Source organism: Kribbella sp., from assembly GCF_035687465.1.
In the GTDB taxonomy this organism is placed as follows: Bacteria; Actinomycetota; Actinomycetes; order Propionibacteriales; family Kribbellaceae; genus Kribbella.
On record NZ_DASRXP010000670.1, the window covers coordinates 1 to 15,296 of the forward strand.

The following is a 15,296-nucleotide window of genomic DNA, read 5'->3' on the forward strand; positions in this document are numbered from 1 at the left end:
CGAGGACGTGCACTGGGCCGACTGGTCGACACTCGACTTCCTTGCCTACTCGACTCGCAACCTGCCCGAGCGCCGGTTGTTGATCCTCCTCACCTGGCGCGACGAAGTCACCGACGCACAGCGGACAGAGTGGCTGGCAGAGCAACTCCGCAACCCCGCGGTCGCCGACTTGGCGTTGCGAAGGCTCACCCGCGAAGAGACCTCGCTCCAGCTCGCAGACCTGAGATCCGGTCTGACTCAGGACGAGGCCGATGCGATCTTCCGACGCAGTGACGGCAATCCCTATCTCACCGCGGAACTGTCGAGCACCGACCCTGCTGCTTCGATCTCCCTGCGCCAGGTCTTGCTGGCACGACTGCAGACGGTGTCCTCAGCGGCGCGGATGGTCGTCGCCGCCACCGGAACCTTGCCGAGAGCACTGACGGACGACGACCTGTTGGCGGCAGCGGACGGTGATCTGGACGCTGTGCGGGACGCCTGTGACTCAGGACTGGTGATCCGAGATCCGACTTCAGGCGCCACGGCCAAGCATCCGGTGCTGGCAGAGGTCGCCTATGAGCAACTGCTCTCGCAGCAGCGTCGCCGCCTTCATGTCAGGTTGGCCAGACAGTTGGAGAAGGCGCTGCCTGTTGGTGCGGACGTTGTTGCAGAGGTGGCCGAGCAGTACCACCGCGCGGAAGACCCGGCCGCCACCTTGTGGTGGTCGGTCAGGGCGGCCCGGGCCGCGGAGTCGCGATTCGCCCTCGCGGAGGCCGGCCACTGGTACGCGGTCGCGTCGTCGGTCTCGCCCCGGTCGCCCGACACTTCCGACGTGCCGACCCGACTGGTCCTCGCGGAGGCAGCAGCCTCTCTGCTCGGTGGTGCCGGCCAACCCGACCAGGCGATTGCCCTGCTGGACGACGCTCTGGCCGAGGTAGCCGGCCACAGCGACGGCGGCGCCGACGTGGTGGAGGCGCTGCTGACGCGTAGCTGGCTCGGCGTTGTCATCGGGGACACCGCCAGTGCTTTGAAGGACGTCAAGCGGGCCGAGCAACTGGACTCCGCGGAGGAGGAGCTGACCCGCGGCCGGGTTCTGTGCGCACGAGCTATGGCTCTCGCCACCGGCTTGAGGTTGAGGGAGGCTGCGGCGCCGGCGCGAGCCGCCTTCGACCTGGCTGAGCGCGAGTCTGACGGCCGGACGGCCTCCCGTGCCGCTGTGGTCCTGGGCACCATCGCCTCGATGGAGGAGCGATACGACGAAGCTCTCGGCCACCTGAACAAGGCCTTGTCGATCGCCCGCGAGATCGCCCAGCCGGAGGAGATCGCCCTCGCGGGCGTGCTCCTGACCGACCTCTGCTGGCGGCTGGGTGACAGCGACCGAGCTATCCGCATGGTGGAGTCGATCAGGCCGGAGTTGCGGCGGCTCACCTTGGGGCGGCACTGGCTCGAGGATCTGATGGAGAGCAATGTCGTCTTTGCCCTGTTCGAGGCTGGGCGCTGGGACGAAGCGCTGACCTGGGAACGAGAGGAGGCAGCGTTTTCCGGCCTCGGCATGCTCCAGAGCGGGCTCGCGGAGGTGCACGTCGCGCGAGGTGACCTCCGGACTGCAGTCGAACTGCAGCAACAGTCGCTCCGGCTTTCGTCCGGCGACCAGCCGCAGTTCCAGGTCGCGTTCGCCACGGTGCAGGTTCCCTTGCACCTGCTCGAGGGCCGACCGCGGGAGGCGCTGAGCGTCGCACTTTCCACTGCCGAACTGGTGGCGGGCAAGATCGAAGACCCCACCTGTGGCTCCCTCCTGCTCGCAGGTCTCGAGGCAGCCGTGGCTGTCAACGCCCCGGAGGAGTTCGAAAGGCTGGTGGACCTTCTGCAGCACTCGGTGGGTACCGTCTCCGCTGCTGTGGTCGCGGCCTCCGTCGAAGCGGAACGCTCGCGGCTGAGCGGCTCGTCGGATCCCGCTGTCTGGCTGCGCGCGGCGCACGAGTGGGACGCGCTCGGCCAGCCGTATCCGGAGGCCCGGGCTCGTCTGCGAGCGGCGGAGGCGATGCTCGCCCAGCGCGGTCGCAGCGGCTCACGCAGTAGCGCGACCCACGAGCTGGAGGCAGCACGCCGGACTGCTGAGGCACTTGGGGCGAGACCGCTTCTCGATGAGATCCACGGACTCGCGAAGATCGCCCGGCTCCAGCTCGCCGACTCGCCTGCCGTGAGCCGGCCTCGTCCTTCAGTTGACGAACGTCCGGCCCTGACTGATCGCGAGCGCCAGGTGCTCGCTCTCCTGACCGAGGGCAAGACCAACCGGGAGATCGGCGAGGCCCTCTACATGAGTCCGAAGACCGCGAGTGTTCACGTGACCCATCTGCTCGGGAAGCTCGGCGTACAGACCCGTGTTCAAGCCGCCGCCCTGGCTGTAAGGCTCGGACTCGAGGACTGACCGGCCAACTAAGGAGGTTCGGCGACGACCTAAGGAGCTTGGCCCGAGATCTGAGGGCATCAGCACGATGTGGCGGGGTGGTCTCCACGCCGATTGTGGAGGGGAAGCGACGATCCCCGCCGCGAAGGAGAGATCATGAACCACAAGTGCACCATCATCGCAGTACCGGCCCTCGCGCTGGGCGCCGTTGCCTTCGCCACCACCGAAGCAGCAGCAAAGGTTCCGGAGGAGACCAGTCAGCCCGGGTCGACCGTTCCCCGCGACCCACCGGTTTGGGACCACAACCATCCAAAGGACAGAACCGACATCATCGGAATCACGGAGACGCCAGTCGAGCGCGTCCTGGTCCCGGTCGACGACGGCACGACCGAAGCCCTCCAGGCAGGCGCAGCCGGGCTCGGCGGTGCAGGTCTGGCTTTCGGCAGCCTCTGGCTCTACCGCCGCCGTCATCCTCTTGCGGGGTAGGCAGGCTTCAGGACGGCAGCGGCGCGCGTTCGTCGACGAGGCCTTCCGAGCGAAGGTCCGACCAGACCCCGGCCGGTACTGCGGTGTCGAAGGAGGCCAGGTTCTTCGTGGCCTCCTCGGCCGAGCGCATTCCGACGACGATGCCCGTGACTACTGGATGGGCCAGCGGGAACGCCATCGCGACGTCAGGCAAGGTGACGCCATGGGCCTCGCAGATGTCGGCCAGCTGGTTCGCACGCTGTAGCAGTTCCTCGGAGGCCGGTGCGTAGTCGAAGCGCGCGCCCGGAGTGGGACGCGGGGAGGCGAGCATGCCCGAGTTGAAGATCGCGGCGGACAGCAGCGACACCCCGCGCTCGGCGCAGGCCGGGAGCAGGGTGTCGAGTGCGCTCTGCTCCAGCAGGGTGTAGCGCCCGGCCAGCATGATCACGTCGACATCGGCCTCGCGGACCAGCGTCGTCAGCTGGCTCGGCTCGTACATGCCGGCGCCGATCGCCCCGACCACCCCCTCGGCGCGGAGCTCAGCCAGGGCGGGATAACCGTTGCGCAGCGCGTCGTCGAAATGCTTCTCCGCGTCGTGCAGGTAGAGGATGTCGATCCGGTCGACACCCATTCGCTCGAGCGAGTCCTCGACACTGCGGCGGACCCCGTCCCGGGTGAAGTCCCAGACCCGGCGATGGGTCGCGGGTACCTGGAAGCTCTCGTCCATCCGCCCCTGCGGGTCCTGCGGGATGAGCACCCGCCCGACCTTGGTGGACAGCGTGTACTCCGCTCGCGGGTGCTGCCGGACGAGGTCGCCGGTCCGGCGTTCCGAAGTACCGATGCCGTAGTGCGGAGAGGTGTCGTAGTACCGGACGCCGCCGTCCCACGCGGCCTGCAGGGCACCGGCCGCGGTCTCGTCGTCCAGCGGTTCGAACAACCCGCCGAGCGGGCCACCGCCGAAGCCGAGTTCGGTCACCTCGACACTGGTTCCACCGAGCTTGTTCACCCGCATGCGGCTCCTCCTCAAGTCCTGGACCGGGATTGTCCCCCAGTCGACAACCGCTTTCCAAGCTTTTGCGCACCGGTGATCGAGGAGACTGGTCGGCATGAGCGTGGACATTCGGCGGGGCGAGGACCGGTTCCGGACGCAGAGCGACTGGCTGGACTCACATCACTCGTTCTCCTTCGGCCGGTACTACGACCCGGCGAACGTCGGATTCGGCCTGCTGATGGTGCACAACGACGAAGTGGTTGCCCCCGGCACTGGCTTCGACACCCATCCGCACCAGGACCTCGAGATCGTCACCTGGGTACTGCGGGGCGCCCTCGTGCACCAGGATTCCGAGGGACACAGCGGCATCGTCTACCCGGGTCTCGCGCAGCGGATGAGCGCCGGCAGCGGGATCCAGCACTCCGAGAAGAACGACGCCGGCGAGCCCGTTCGCTACATCCAGATGTGGGTCCGCCCGGACGAGGTCGACCTGGTTCCGTCGTACCAGCAGGCCGAGGTCGGCGAGAGCCTTGCCGCCGGCGAACTCGTGCCGATCGCCTCCGGCCTACCGGAACACGCGACCACAACGGCCATCCGGATCAACCAACGCGCCGCCGGCCTGTACGCCGCCAGGTTGGCGCCCGGCCAGGCGATCCACCTCCCGCGGGCGCCGTACGTGCATCTCTTTGTTGCCTTAGGCACCATTTCGCTGGAGGGCGCGGGAGACCTCGGTACTGCGGACGCGGCGCGACTGATCGCCGCCGACGGCCAACGCGTCACCGCCGGCCCCGAGGGAGCCGAAGTACTCGTGTGGGAACTGCGGAGCTAACCAGTTGGCCGCTGCGCCACCTCTGTGCCCCGCGGTGAACCCACTCGCGACCGATAGCATCGCCGCCATGGTTTACGAGCCGATGAGTCGGCGCGCCGTGGTCCGTTTCGCCGCAACCGGGGTGGTGCTGACCGTCGCAGGGCTGCTGCTGCGGTCGGTGAACATCGGCGTCGCGGTGGGGGCGTTCCTGCTGGCGGTCAGCCTCTTCGGGCTGGCCGGCTACGGGGTGCTCGACCGCGTGGTCGACCGGCAGAAGCGGCCGCGCCGCTAGAACCAGCTAGTCGACCTGTTCGCTCATTGTCCACACATGGTTGAGGGATTGCCCTGCCAGTCCTTCGGGGTGCTGCGCGAAGCCCTCGACGAAGCGGCTCATGTGTTCCTGCCAGCGCTGGTCGACCGGATCGCCGGCAAGCTTCGCGACGGCGGCCTCGTAGTCGTCGCACTCGACCAGATGGAACAGGTCGCGGCCACTGCGCCAGATGCTCCAGTCGGTGATACCTGCCGCGTTCATCACAACGATCAACTCGGGCCAGACATGGGCGTGCTCGATCTCGTAGTCCTCTTCGGTGCCGGGGATCAGCCGGCTGTGCAGTGCTAGGCGAGTCACAAAAGTGGAGGATACGCCCGGCGGTGATCGAACCGTTACGCGATCCACCAGGGATCACCTCGACGTGACCCGCGGTCCCTGGCAGGTTTGGGGAGCTGTTCAGGCATCCGATCACCGGACAGGAGGATCGATGGTCGAGCGTGACGCGCCCTGGCCGCCCGGCACCCCGACGTGGGTGGACCTGGCCTCGAACGACGCGGAGGCGGCGACCGCCTTCTACGCGGGCCTGTTCGGCTGGGACTGCAAGCACCAGGGCTCGCCCGACTACTTCGTCTGCAGTGTGGACGGCGAGGATGTCGCCGGTATCGGGCCGAAGCAGCCGGGCATCGAACACCTGCCCAGCCGCTGGACCACCTACCTGGCCACCGACCAGCTGGAGAACACCCTCGACACGGTTTCGTCCGAGGGCGGCGACCGGCTGGTGGAGCCGCGCGAGATCGCGCCGCATGGCCGGATGGCGATCGCTGCCGACCCGAACGGCGCGATCTTCGGACTCTGGCAGGCGGCCGATCACGTCGGCACCGAACGTCGGCATGAGCCGGGCATGCTGGTCTGGAGCGAAGCGCTCAGCAACGACTACGAGACCGCGAGGGCCTTCTACACCTCGGTTTTCGACTACCGGCACGAGGAACTGTTCGGCGACACCCAGTACGCCGCCCTGTTCGCGGGCGACCGACCGGTCGCCGGGACGGGCGAGTTCCACCCGAGCATGCCGGACGAGATCTCACCGCACTGGCTGCCCTACTTCGCCACCACCAGCGCGGACGGCACGGTCGAGCAGGTCCGCTCCGGTGGCGGCGACCTCGTCGGCAACCCCCTGGACACCGATTTCGGCCGGATGGCGGTCCTCTCCGACCCCGAACACGCCCTCTTCGCCGTCATCCAACTCGGCTGAGATGCACTCAGACCGGCCGGGTTGAGTGTTTTCACCCTCGTGGCAGGCTGGCCACACGCCGAAGACTGTTCTGGGTGTGCCCCTGCCGCCGTGCGAGAGTTGAGAATGTGAAGCGAACTGCTGCCATCGTCAGTTTGAGTGCCCTCCTGATCACTGCCGGTTGTTCCGACAGCAAGTCGGGAAGCGGCGGGACACCGGACCCCAACGACGAGAAGCAGGCGTCCGCCGCGGTCTTCAAGGCGTTCGCCGCGGGCTGGGTGAAGGCCTGGGCCCCGGACGGCAAGCCGGACGAGGCAGCGGCGCTGACAGATACGCCAACCACCTTCGGCAAGCGCCTGGACGACGTCGACACCGCTCTCGTCGCGCAGTCCGCGACAGTCACGCCACAGGGTGAGCCGAACTGCACGGACGGCAACAACTGCACCCAGGAACTCGCCGTCGAGGCGGTCCTGCGCGGTATCGGCACGATGAAGTGGACCAGTACTGCGGCCGCCGTGAAGACCGGTGACGCCTGGAAGATTAAGGCAGCCGGCGACACCATCTACCCGGGTCTCGGCGAGGCGAACTACCTCAAGCGGGTCCGCACTCTGCCGGCCCGGGCGCAGATCTTCGACCGGAACGGCAAGCCGCTGACCACGAACCGCCCCGTGGTGATCGTCGGGGTCGCCTCGGGCAACGTGGCGACGGCAGCGACGTACGCGGCCTTCACCAAGAACCTCGACGTGGACGGCACCAAGCTGTGGAACCGGGCCAAGGCCGCGCCGGCCGGTCAGTTCATCGACGCGATCACCATCCGCGCCGAGGAATGGGACAAGCTGCGCCCGACCATGGGCAAGCTGCCCGGCGTGCTGACGATGGGCGGCACGCAGTCGTTGCCGGAGAGCTCGACGTTCGGCCGGTCGGTGATCGGCACGATGAAGACGGCGACCGAGGAGACGCTGAAGAACGCGGGCCCGACCGCGTCCAGCGTCGACCAGGTCGGCACCACCGGTCTGCAGTACTCCTTCCAGCAGCAACTCGCCGGTACGCCGGGCGGCACCGTGACGCTCCGGGACGGCAAGACCAAGCTGACGATCAAGGAGGTCTTCAAGCAGGCGGCCAAACCAGGCACCGCGGTGAAGACCACCATGGACACGAATCTCCAGCGAGCCGCCGAGGCCGCTCTGGCGACGAGCAAGCTGCCCGCGTCGCTGGTCGCAGTACAGGCATCGACCGGGCAGGTACTGGCAGCCGCGAACGGGCCGACCGCGACGAACTACAACCGGGCGTTCCAGGGTCACTATGCGCCCGGGTCGACCTTCAAGATCGTCACCTCGGCCGCCCTGCTGGGCACCGGCCTGACCGCGAGCTCGCCACTGCCCTGCACGAACACCATCAACGTGTTCGGCAAGACCTTCAAGAACTACGACGGTCTGGCGGCGTACGGCACCGGCACGATGGAGAAGGCCTTCATCAACTCCTGCAACACCGCCTTCATCTCCCAGCACGGCCGGCTGCCGGCCGACGGGATGACGAAGGCAGCGGCGATGTTCGGTTTCGGCCAGGAGCTCAAGTTGTCGATCCCGGCGTACGGCGGTGAGGTGCCGGCGCCGAAGGACGTCGTCGCCGAGTCGGCCTCGATGATCGGCCAGGGCACGGTGACGGCGAGCCCGCTGCAGATGGCGCTCGTGGCCGGCGCGGTGAAGAACGGCACCGCGCTGAAGCCGGTTCTGGTTCCGGGCAAGGATGCGGCCGGTCCTGCCGCCTCAGCGTTGCCGACGGCAACCACCAACGCGCTGCGCGCGATGATGCTGGCAAACGTGCAGGGTGGAACAGCGAGCGTGCTGAAGCCCGTTGGCGCGAATGGCGCGAAGACCGGTACCGCGGAGGTCGTCTCCAACGGCAAGGTCATCACCAACGGCTGGATGGTCGGCTACCGCGGCGACGTGGCCTTCGCCGTGATCGTCGAGGGCGGTGCCTCCGGCTCCAAGGCCGCCGGCCCGATCCTCACCAACTTCCTGGGCCGCTTCAAGTAGTCCTTCAGCTCACTAGAAGCTGAGGATCTCCGAGGTGGCGCCTCGGAGATCCGAGGCGTCGAGGGTGACGAGTTCGAGGTCGGTGGGGAAGCCGGGCGAGTTGAAGAGCCGCAGGTCGCGGTGTTTGCCGGCGGCTTCCAGGATGGTGCGGATGAAGCGGGCGTTGCCGAGTTCGTCGATGCGGCCTCCTGAGCAGACCTGGTCGAGGACCCCGGTCAGGCTCGTCATCGCCTCCTCGGTCATGTGGTCACCCCGGCTCTCCACCAGTCGGTACGCGATCTCGCGCAACTGGTCGGCGGTGTAGCGCGGGAAGTCGATCCGGGTGGAGAAGCGGCTGCGCAGACCCGGGTTGGCCTCCAGGAACTCCGCCATCGGTTCGGAGTAGCCCGCGACGATCACCACCAGCCGGTCGCGGTCGTCCTCCATCCGCTTCAGCAGGGTGTCGATCGCCTCGGTGCCGAAGTCGTTGCCGGTCCGCTTCTTCCGCAGCGCGTACGCCTCGTCGATGAACAGCACGCCGTCCAGCGCGGAGTCGACCACCCCATTGGTCTTCACCGCCGTCTGGCCGATGAACTCCGCGACCAAGCCCGATCGGTCGGTCTCGATCACCGTGTCCGCGGCGAGCAGCCCCAGCGCGCAGTACAGGCGGGCGACGACGCGGGCGACGGTCGTCTTGCCGGTGCCGGGTGGTCCGGCGAAGATCAGGTGGCCGCCGAGCTTGGCGGTCGGCAGGCCGCGCTCGGCGCGCATCAGGCCGGCCCGGACCTGCGCGGCAACCGCGGAGACCTGGCGCTTGACCTCCTCCATGCCGACGTTGCGGTCCAGCTCGTTGAGGATCCCCTGCACCGCTCCCCAGTCGGGCTGCCGGTGCAGGGTCGGCTTGGACGGCGCGCCGCGGCGGACCACCGGCGCCGACGGGGACGCGCCCGTACGGCGGGGCGCCGGGCGGGTGTCGAGCCGCAGGTTCGAGTCCCCGAGTGCGTCAGAGACCTGGCGGTGCGAGTTGTTCCGGTTGTAGACCCACTCGAACTGCCGGATCGCGTTCTCCTCGCGGCCGGTCCCCCGGTAGACGAAGCCGAGGTAGTACTCCGCGTCGACCTGGACGAACGGGTTCAGCTGTTGTCCGGCGGCCTGCCGGAGCAGGGTCTCCGCCTCGCTCCACTGCTCGACCGTCGCCAGCACCATGCCGAGCCGCAAGGTGGACTCGGCGCTGAGGTGATCACCGGCCACCTCCTGAGGGACCTGCCGGAGCTCGGCGATCGCGACGTCGTACTGCTGCCGGAGCATCGCGACCCCGGCGGTCAGGAAGTGCTTGCGGCCGCCCTCGATCACCTCGCTCACGGCCTCCGCGGCGCTGTCGGCGTCGCTCTTCGCGAGCCGGCGCAGCGCCTCCGCGTGCCAGATGTGATCGGTGGTCTCCATCGGCTGGGTGAACCACCAGCCGGCCTTGAAGGTGGAGCTCAGCCGGCGTTTGTCCGCGTCGCGTTCCTCGCCGAACCGTTTGAGCCCCGCGACCAGCTTGTCCAGCGCGGTGTCATGGTCGCCACCAGCCGCATGGAACCCGAGCCAGGCATCCGACATCCCCGGATCGAGCTCGACGGCCCGGGTGAAGGTGTCGAGCGCGGCCGGCTTGTCCGGCGTCGCGGCCTTCTCGCCGGTCTTCGCGAAACCGAGCTCCTTCGCGCCGCGCACCCACAGACCGCGCGCCCGTCGCCGGGCCAGCAAACCCGCGGACTGCTCAGCCATCGCCTTCTCCTCCACCTCGATCCGACCCCGTCCGGTACTTGGTCCCCGGCTCCGGAACAGCCTGTGCATCCTCTCATCACAGAATGTCGGTCCGACGGTCTACCTTGTGCGTATGAGTGGCAGCCAGCAGACCCGGGCGCTCGCCCGGCGATACTTCGACACACTGAACGCGCGTGACTGGGATTCCTTCGGCGCCCTGCTCGCCGACGACGTGGTGTACGAGATCCCGCAGACCGGCGAGCGGATCACCAGCCGGCAGCGGGTGGTGCAGTTCAACCAGGAGTATCCGGGCGACTGGCGGTTGAGCGTGACGCGGCTGATCGCCGACGGCGAGACCGTTGCCGCGTCAATGAACGTCACCGACGGTGACGAGGCCATGGTCGCCCTGGTGTACTTCGAGTTCCGCGCCGACCTGATCGCCCGGGTGACCGACTTCTGGCCGGAAACCTACGCTCCCCCGCCGGGACGCGAGCATCTGGTCGAGCACGGCCTGACCGGACCCGATCGGTTCGCGGGGTTCCTGAGAGTTCCCTGAACTCCCGGGGTTCCGGGGGTTTCGTCACCTAGAGTGTCTCAATGGAGACCCTGACCTGCCCCAAGTGCCGAGGCTCGATGCGAACTTACGAGCGCAGCGGTGTCACCGTCGACCAGTGCACGGAGTGCCGCGGTATCTTCCTCGACCGCGGCGAACTGGAGAAGCTCGTCGACGCCGAGATCGCCTTCAACGGTCCGCAACCGGCCGCCGCCGCCGTACCGCCGCCGCCCCGTCAGCCCGAGTACGACCGCCCTCGCTACGAGGAGAAGCGGTACGACGACCGGCGCTACGAGGACAAGCGCCGCTACGACGACCGCAACCAGTACCCGCAGCGCAAGAAGAAGAAGTCGTTCTTCGACGAGCTCTTCGACTGACCGAAAGCAACAGAGCCCGGCAGGCGCAGGTCGCCTGCCGGCTCTCGCACGGACGGCGTCGGTCCCGATTAACGGTGGCGGCCGTGCAGGGCCGGTACGCGTTCCTCTTCGGTCGTTCCGCCCCAGACGCCGTACATCTCGCCGACGACGACCGCGTGGTCACGGCATTCACGCCGTACCGGGCAGGTGCCGCAGAGCGACTTCGCCAGCAGTTCGCGGGCATGTTTCCGCAGTCCCCGCTCGGCCTCGGCGGAGAAGAACAGCTCCGGGTTCACGTCCTTGCAGGCAGCCCGGTCCTGCCACGCCCAGTTGTCAAGCAGTGGGTCAGGCAACCCCTCGGGTGCCCTGGTGACCGCCCCGGCAGGCGGCTTGCGCCGGCTCATGAGCAGTAAGTACCCGCCCCTAAACCCCTGCTAGGGGCTGATCAGGATCCGCATCGAGGGTGCCCTTCTGCGTGTACCCGCAACAAGATCGCCGTCTAGCCGCTCGACCTCGGGCGCGCTTATCGTCGGCGGATGAGCACTCCGCCGCCCGTAACCCTCCGCCCGCTGACCGAGGAAGAGTTCGCAGAGTGGAGCCGGAGGGCCGCTGAGTCCTTCGCCGCCGGCATGGGCCCGTCCCGTGGGCTCGATCCAGCCACGGCGCTGGAGGTCGCCTGGCAGGAGACGGCCAAGCTGCTCCCCGACGGCCGGGACACCGAGAGCCAGCTGATCTGGATGGCCTGCGATGAAGATGAGCCGATCGGCAGTCTGTGGATCAGCACCCAGAGGACGAATCCGTACATCTACAGCATCGAGGTGAACGAGGGCCGCCGCGGCAAGGGCTACGGTCGCTCGATCATGCTGGCCGGCGAGGAGGAATGCCGCCGCCGGGGGTACGCGTACCTCGACCTGAACGTCTTCGGCACCAACGGCACCGCGATCGGCCTGTACGACTCACTGGGTTACGTCGTCACGTCCCAGCAGATGCGCAAGACGCTGTAGTCCAAGGGATGTCTGCCGTCTGTGGTACCTCTGAGACATGAACTGGTGGCTCCTGCACGTCGACATGGATCAGTTCATCGCCGCGGTCGAGATCAGGCGGCGCCCCGAACTACGCGGGCTCCCGGTGGTGGTTGGCGGGTCGGGTGATCCGAGCCAGGCGCGCCAGGTGGTCGCCACCGCGTCGTACGAGGCGCGCGAGTTCGGCGTGCACTCCGGGATGCCGCTGCGAGCGGCGTACAAACGATGCCCGGAGGCGGTCTTCCTGCCGTCCGATCCGACCGCGTACGACGCGGCGTCGGCTGAGGTGATGGACACGCTCCGGTCGTTCCCGGTGATCGTGGAGGTCTGGGGCTGGGACGAGTGCTTCGTCGGTGCCTCGACGGATGACCCGGAGCAGTTGGCGGCCGAACTGAGGGCGGCGGTGCTGGCGACGACGGGGCTGTCGTGCTCGATCGGGATCGGCGACAACAAGGTGCGCGCCAAACTCGCCACCGGGTTCGGCAAACGCGACAGCGGGACGGGCGCGGGCGTCTACCGGCTGACAGGCGCGAACTGGGCCGAGGTCATGCACCACCGGCCGGTGCGTGAGTTGTGGGGCATCGGCAGCCGGATGTCGCAGAACCTGAACGAGCTGGGTCTCTTCACGGTCGCCGAACTGGCCGCGGCCGATCTCGAGGTACTGAAGAAGCGGTTCGGCCCGAAGATGGGCACCTGGTACCTCGCGCTGGGCCGCGGCCTCGGCGACACCGAGGTGACGGACGTCCCGCGCGAGCCGGTGTCGCGCAGTCACGAGGTCACGTATGCGGAGGACCTGACCGACCGCGTCGAGATCGCGGAGAAACTCCGGGCGATGGCGGTCGAGCTGACCCGCGAGGTCGTCGGCGAGGGACGGCGGATCCAGCGGGTCGCGGTGAAGGTCCGCTTCATCACCTTCTACACGCCGATCAAGAGCCGCAAGCTCCCGGAGATCACCACCGACCCCGAGGTCGTCGCCGCGGCAGTCCTCACGGTCCTGGAGAAGTTCGACCTCAAACGCCCGGTCCGCCTCCTCGGCCTCCGCGTCGAATTCGCCCCACCCACCGAGCCTTCCCCTGAGTCCCTGACGCTTACGTCCGAAGAACCGTAGGGCAGGCCCCTCACCTCTTCGGACGTAAGCGAAGGCTGTTGGCGTCGAACTTTCGGCGTTGGCGCGGCATCCAAGCATTCGCACTCACCGGATGCAGCAGGAGAGCCACTCGATGAAGATCCACCTCACCCCAGCCGCAGCAGTGACAGCTGCCGTCGCGTTCCTGGCTGTGGGCGGCTTGACGACCGCAGCGGTCGCAGCCTCACACCAAAAGCCAGCTCCACAGGCAGGCTCCTCATCCCCGGCACCAACCCAGATCCCACCGGTCTCGGACCCCACCCAGACCCCCACGCCGGGCAGCCCCACGGAACCAGCCGGCCCGGGTACCCCGACGCAAACCCCGGCGCCCGTGCCGACCTCTTCGCCCGCTAAGGCCCCGGCGCTTGCGGCTGGTCAGGTGAAGTATGTCCATCGGATCTGGGGCGACCCGAAGACCGAGCTTGGGGTTGGGGTTTGGGCTCCGAGCGACTGGCGGATGGTGAAGCTCTCCACCTTCGAGGCGCAGTTCACCAGCCCCAACAAACTGTGGCTGCTCCGCGTCAACGGCATCGTCACCGACGAACTACCGCTGGAGACCGCCGCCAACAAGAAGCTCGCCGTCCTCCACGGCACGCCCGGCTTCAAGCTCATCTCCCGGGCCACCGGCACGACCAAGGCGACCAGCGAGGTCTTCACTGGCATGACCTTCCGCCACACCACGCTGACCTACACCTACACCGACCCCACCCGCGGCACCCGCCTGGTCGTCGACCGCTTCGTGGTCATCGGCGGCTCCCCCGGCGCCGGCTTCGAGATCAGCACCGCCGGCCGCCCCGAGGACCTCGCCGGCCTCAACGCCATCACCACCAAAGCCACCGAGAACTACTTCCGCCTCCCCTGAGAGACGCTTACGTCCGAAGAACCGTAGGGCAGGACCCTCGGTTCTTCGGACGCAACTACAGCTTGTAGACGCGGCGGGCGTTGTCGCCGAAGATGGCGTCGCGTTCGGTGGCGCTCAGTCCGGCGGTCAGCTCTTCGGCGGCCTGCACGACCTCCGCATACGACGCCGCGAGCAGGCAGACGGGCCAGTCCGAACCGAACATCACCCGCTCCGGCCCGAACGCGTCCAGGACGACGTCCACATACGGCTGCAGATCCGACACCTTCCAGTCGGTCCACGACGCCTCGGTCACCATCCCGGACAACTTGCAGGTCACATTCGGCAGCGCCGCCAGCGCCCGCAACTCCGTTGCCCACGGCTCCGGATCCGCACCGATCACCGGCTTCGAGATGTGGTCCAGCACGAACGACAACTCCGGCAACGCCGCCACGGTCTCCACCGCGGCCGGCAACTGCGGCGTCTTCGTCAACAGGTCATACACCAGCCCTGCCTCACCTACCGCCGCAAGCCCAGCCCGTACGTCGTCCCGGCAGAGCCAGCGGGGATCCGCCTCGTCATGCACCTGGTGGCGAATCCCCTTCAGCCATTGACCATCGGGCCGGTTCTTCAACCCCGCCAGCACGTCGGCGACATCGCCGGCGGTCAGATCCACCCACCCAACCACACCGGCCACCAGCTCATTGGCGGCCGCGATGTCCAGGAACTCCGGCGTCTCCTCGGCGACCCCGACTGTCTGCACCAGCACGGTCGCGGTCACGTCCGCCGCGGCGGCCAGCGGAGCAAGCTCATCGATCGCGAAGTTCCGCCGCACCGGATCCAGCTCCGGCCCGACCATCCAGACCTGCTCCCGCACGCTCAGATCCCAGACATGATGATGCGCGTCAACCCTGCTCATGCAACCGCCGTTCCTTCCGCGTGGATGAGACGGATCACCTGCTGGCTCATCGCCTCGTACTCGTGGTCATTCTCCACCTCGCCCCGGACCCGGTGGTCCCGCATCACCACCACCCGGTCGGCCAGCGTGATCATCTCCGGCAGGTCCGAGGTGATCAGCAGGATCGCCAGCCCGTTCGCCGCCAGGTCCCAGATCAGCGTGTGGAACGCGTCCTTGGTCCGGACGTCGATGCCGACCGTCGGTTCGTCGATGATCAGGATCTCGGTCTTCGCCGCCAGCCATTTCGCCAGCGACACCTTCTGCTGGTTGCCGCCGGACAACGTGCCGGCGAGCTGGGCGGGCGAGGCGATCCGGATCCCGAGCTGCTCGACGTACTCGGCGACCAGCTCGGACTCCGCTTTGGCCGGGACATACCCAAGCGCCTTCCGGAGCCGGTCCCACACCGTCACCGCGATGTTGCGGCTGACCGACTGCTCGAGGAAGACGCCTTCCTCTTTGCGGTTCTCGGTGACGTAACCGATCTTGTAGTTGTGCAGCGCATCGCGCACGTTGCGGATCCGCACCACCTC

The 15,296-nt window shown here is 67.9% G+C and carries 17 protein-coding genes; 11 read left to right on the forward strand and 6 right to left on the reverse strand.

Annotated elements, in window-relative coordinates:
• Together VFG33_RS35805 and VFG33_RS35810 are read left to right on the forward strand one after the other, a co-directional pair.
• Positions 1-2,407 (forward strand): helix-turn-helix transcriptional regulator (locus tag VFG33_RS35805; RefSeq protein ID WP_325057463.1); only part of this gene is annotated, 2,407 nt, incomplete at its 5' end.
• 135 nt (positions 2,408-2,542) lie between these two features.
• Positions 2,543-2,872 (forward strand): hypothetical protein, encoded by a 330-nt coding sequence (locus tag VFG33_RS35810; RefSeq protein WP_325057464.1) that lies wholly within the window; start codon positions 2,543-2,545, stop codon positions 2,870-2,872.
• Between the two features lie 7 nt (positions 2,873-2,879).
• Here VFG33_RS35810 and VFG33_RS35815 read toward each other — a convergent pair whose 3' ends face one another.
• Positions 2,880-3,863: an aldo/keto reductase gene (locus tag VFG33_RS35815; RefSeq protein ID WP_325057465.1), complete on the reverse strand. Its 984-nt coding sequence runs from the start codon at positions 3,861-3,863 to the stop codon at positions 2,880-2,882.
• 94 nt (positions 3,864-3,957) lie between these two features.
• On the opposite strand from VFG33_RS35815, the gene VFG33_RS35820 reads away from it, so the two are divergent.
• Both VFG33_RS35820 and VFG33_RS35825 read left to right on the forward strand, forming a co-directional pair.
• Positions 3,958-4,671, forward strand: a complete 714-nt coding sequence (locus VFG33_RS35820; RefSeq protein ID WP_325057466.1) for a pirin family protein — start codon at positions 3,958-3,960, stop codon at positions 4,669-4,671.
• Positions 4,672-4,738: 67 nt separating this feature from the next.
• Positions 4,739-4,942 carry a hypothetical protein gene (locus VFG33_RS35825; protein WP_325057467.1) on the forward strand — a complete coding sequence of 68 codons (204 nt, stop codon included), beginning with the start codon at positions 4,739-4,741 and terminating at the stop codon, positions 4,940-4,942.
• A 6-nt stretch (positions 4,943-4,948) separates the two neighbouring features.
• Here the strand turns inward: VFG33_RS35825 and VFG33_RS35830 are convergent, their stop codons facing one another.
• Entirely contained in the window at positions 4,949-5,278 is a 330-nt protein-coding gene (locus VFG33_RS35830) for an L-rhamnose mutarotase (protein WP_325057468.1), read from the reverse strand.
• A 130-nt stretch (positions 5,279-5,408) separates the two neighbouring features.
• On the opposite strand from VFG33_RS35830, the gene VFG33_RS35835 reads away from it, so the two are divergent.
• Together VFG33_RS35835 and VFG33_RS35840 are read left to right on the forward strand one after the other, a co-directional pair.
• Positions 5,409-6,173, forward strand: a complete 765-nt coding sequence (locus VFG33_RS35835) for a VOC family protein (protein ID WP_325057469.1) — start codon at positions 5,409-5,411, stop codon at positions 6,171-6,173.
• A 107-nt stretch (positions 6,174-6,280) separates the two neighbouring features.
• The gene (locus VFG33_RS35840; RefSeq protein WP_325057470.1) at positions 6,281-8,188 is read left to right on the forward strand and encodes a penicillin-binding transpeptidase domain-containing protein; all 1,908 of its coding nucleotides are present in this window, start codon (positions 6,281-6,283) and stop codon (positions 8,186-8,188) included.
• A gap of 12 nt (positions 8,189-8,200) precedes the next feature.
• Here the strand turns inward: VFG33_RS35840 and VFG33_RS35845 are convergent, their stop codons facing one another.
• On the reverse strand, positions 8,201-9,934 hold the full coding sequence (locus tag VFG33_RS35845) for an AAA family ATPase (protein ID WP_325057471.1): 1,734 nt from the start codon (positions 9,932-9,934) through the stop codon (positions 8,201-8,203).
• A 112-nt stretch (positions 9,935-10,046) separates the two neighbouring features.
• Between VFG33_RS35845 and VFG33_RS35850 the strand changes: the two genes are divergently transcribed.
• Together VFG33_RS35850 and VFG33_RS35855 are read left to right on the forward strand one after the other, a co-directional pair.
• A complete protein-coding gene (locus VFG33_RS35850; RefSeq protein WP_325057472.1) occupies positions 10,047-10,469 on the forward strand; it encodes a nuclear transport factor 2 family protein in 423 nt (140 codons plus the stop codon).
• A gap of 41 nt (positions 10,470-10,510) precedes the next feature.
• Positions 10,511-10,843, forward strand: a complete 333-nt coding sequence (locus tag VFG33_RS35855) for a TFIIB-type zinc ribbon-containing protein (RefSeq protein ID WP_325057473.1) — start codon at positions 10,511-10,513, stop codon at positions 10,841-10,843.
• Positions 10,844-10,911: 68 nt separating this feature from the next.
• On the opposite strand, the gene VFG33_RS35860 is transcribed toward VFG33_RS35855, so the two are convergent.
• Positions 10,912-11,226, reverse strand: a complete 315-nt coding sequence (locus VFG33_RS35860; protein WP_325057474.1) for a WhiB family transcriptional regulator — start codon at positions 11,224-11,226, stop codon at positions 10,912-10,914.
• 132 nt (positions 11,227-11,358) lie between these two features.
• On the opposite strand from VFG33_RS35860, the gene VFG33_RS35865 reads away from it, so the two are divergent.
• From VFG33_RS35865 to VFG33_RS35875, 3 genes are all read left to right on the forward strand, one after another.
• Positions 11,359-11,826: a GNAT family N-acetyltransferase gene (locus VFG33_RS35865; RefSeq protein ID WP_325057475.1), complete on the forward strand. Its 468-nt coding sequence runs from the start codon at positions 11,359-11,361 to the stop codon at positions 11,824-11,826.
• A gap of 37 nt (positions 11,827-11,863) precedes the next feature.
• The gene (locus tag VFG33_RS35870) at positions 11,864-12,952 is read left to right on the forward strand and encodes a DNA polymerase IV (RefSeq protein WP_325057476.1); all 1,089 of its coding nucleotides are present in this window, start codon (positions 11,864-11,866) and stop codon (positions 12,950-12,952) included.
• 397 nt (positions 12,953-13,349) lie between these two features.
• On the forward strand, positions 13,350-13,832 hold the full coding sequence (locus VFG33_RS35875; protein ID WP_325057477.1) for a hypothetical protein: 483 nt from the start codon (positions 13,350-13,352) through the stop codon (positions 13,830-13,832).
• A 55-nt stretch (positions 13,833-13,887) separates the two neighbouring features.
• On the opposite strand, the gene VFG33_RS35880 is transcribed toward VFG33_RS35875, so the two are convergent.
• Positions 13,888-14,727: an amidohydrolase family protein gene (locus VFG33_RS35880; RefSeq protein WP_325057478.1), complete on the reverse strand. Its 840-nt coding sequence runs from the start codon at positions 14,725-14,727 to the stop codon at positions 13,888-13,890.
• A partial coding sequence (locus VFG33_RS35885; protein WP_325057479.1) for an ATP-binding cassette domain-containing protein occupies positions 14,724-15,296 on the reverse strand: 573 nt, incomplete at its 5' end. The genes VFG33_RS35885 and VFG33_RS35880, both read right to left, overlap by 4 nt.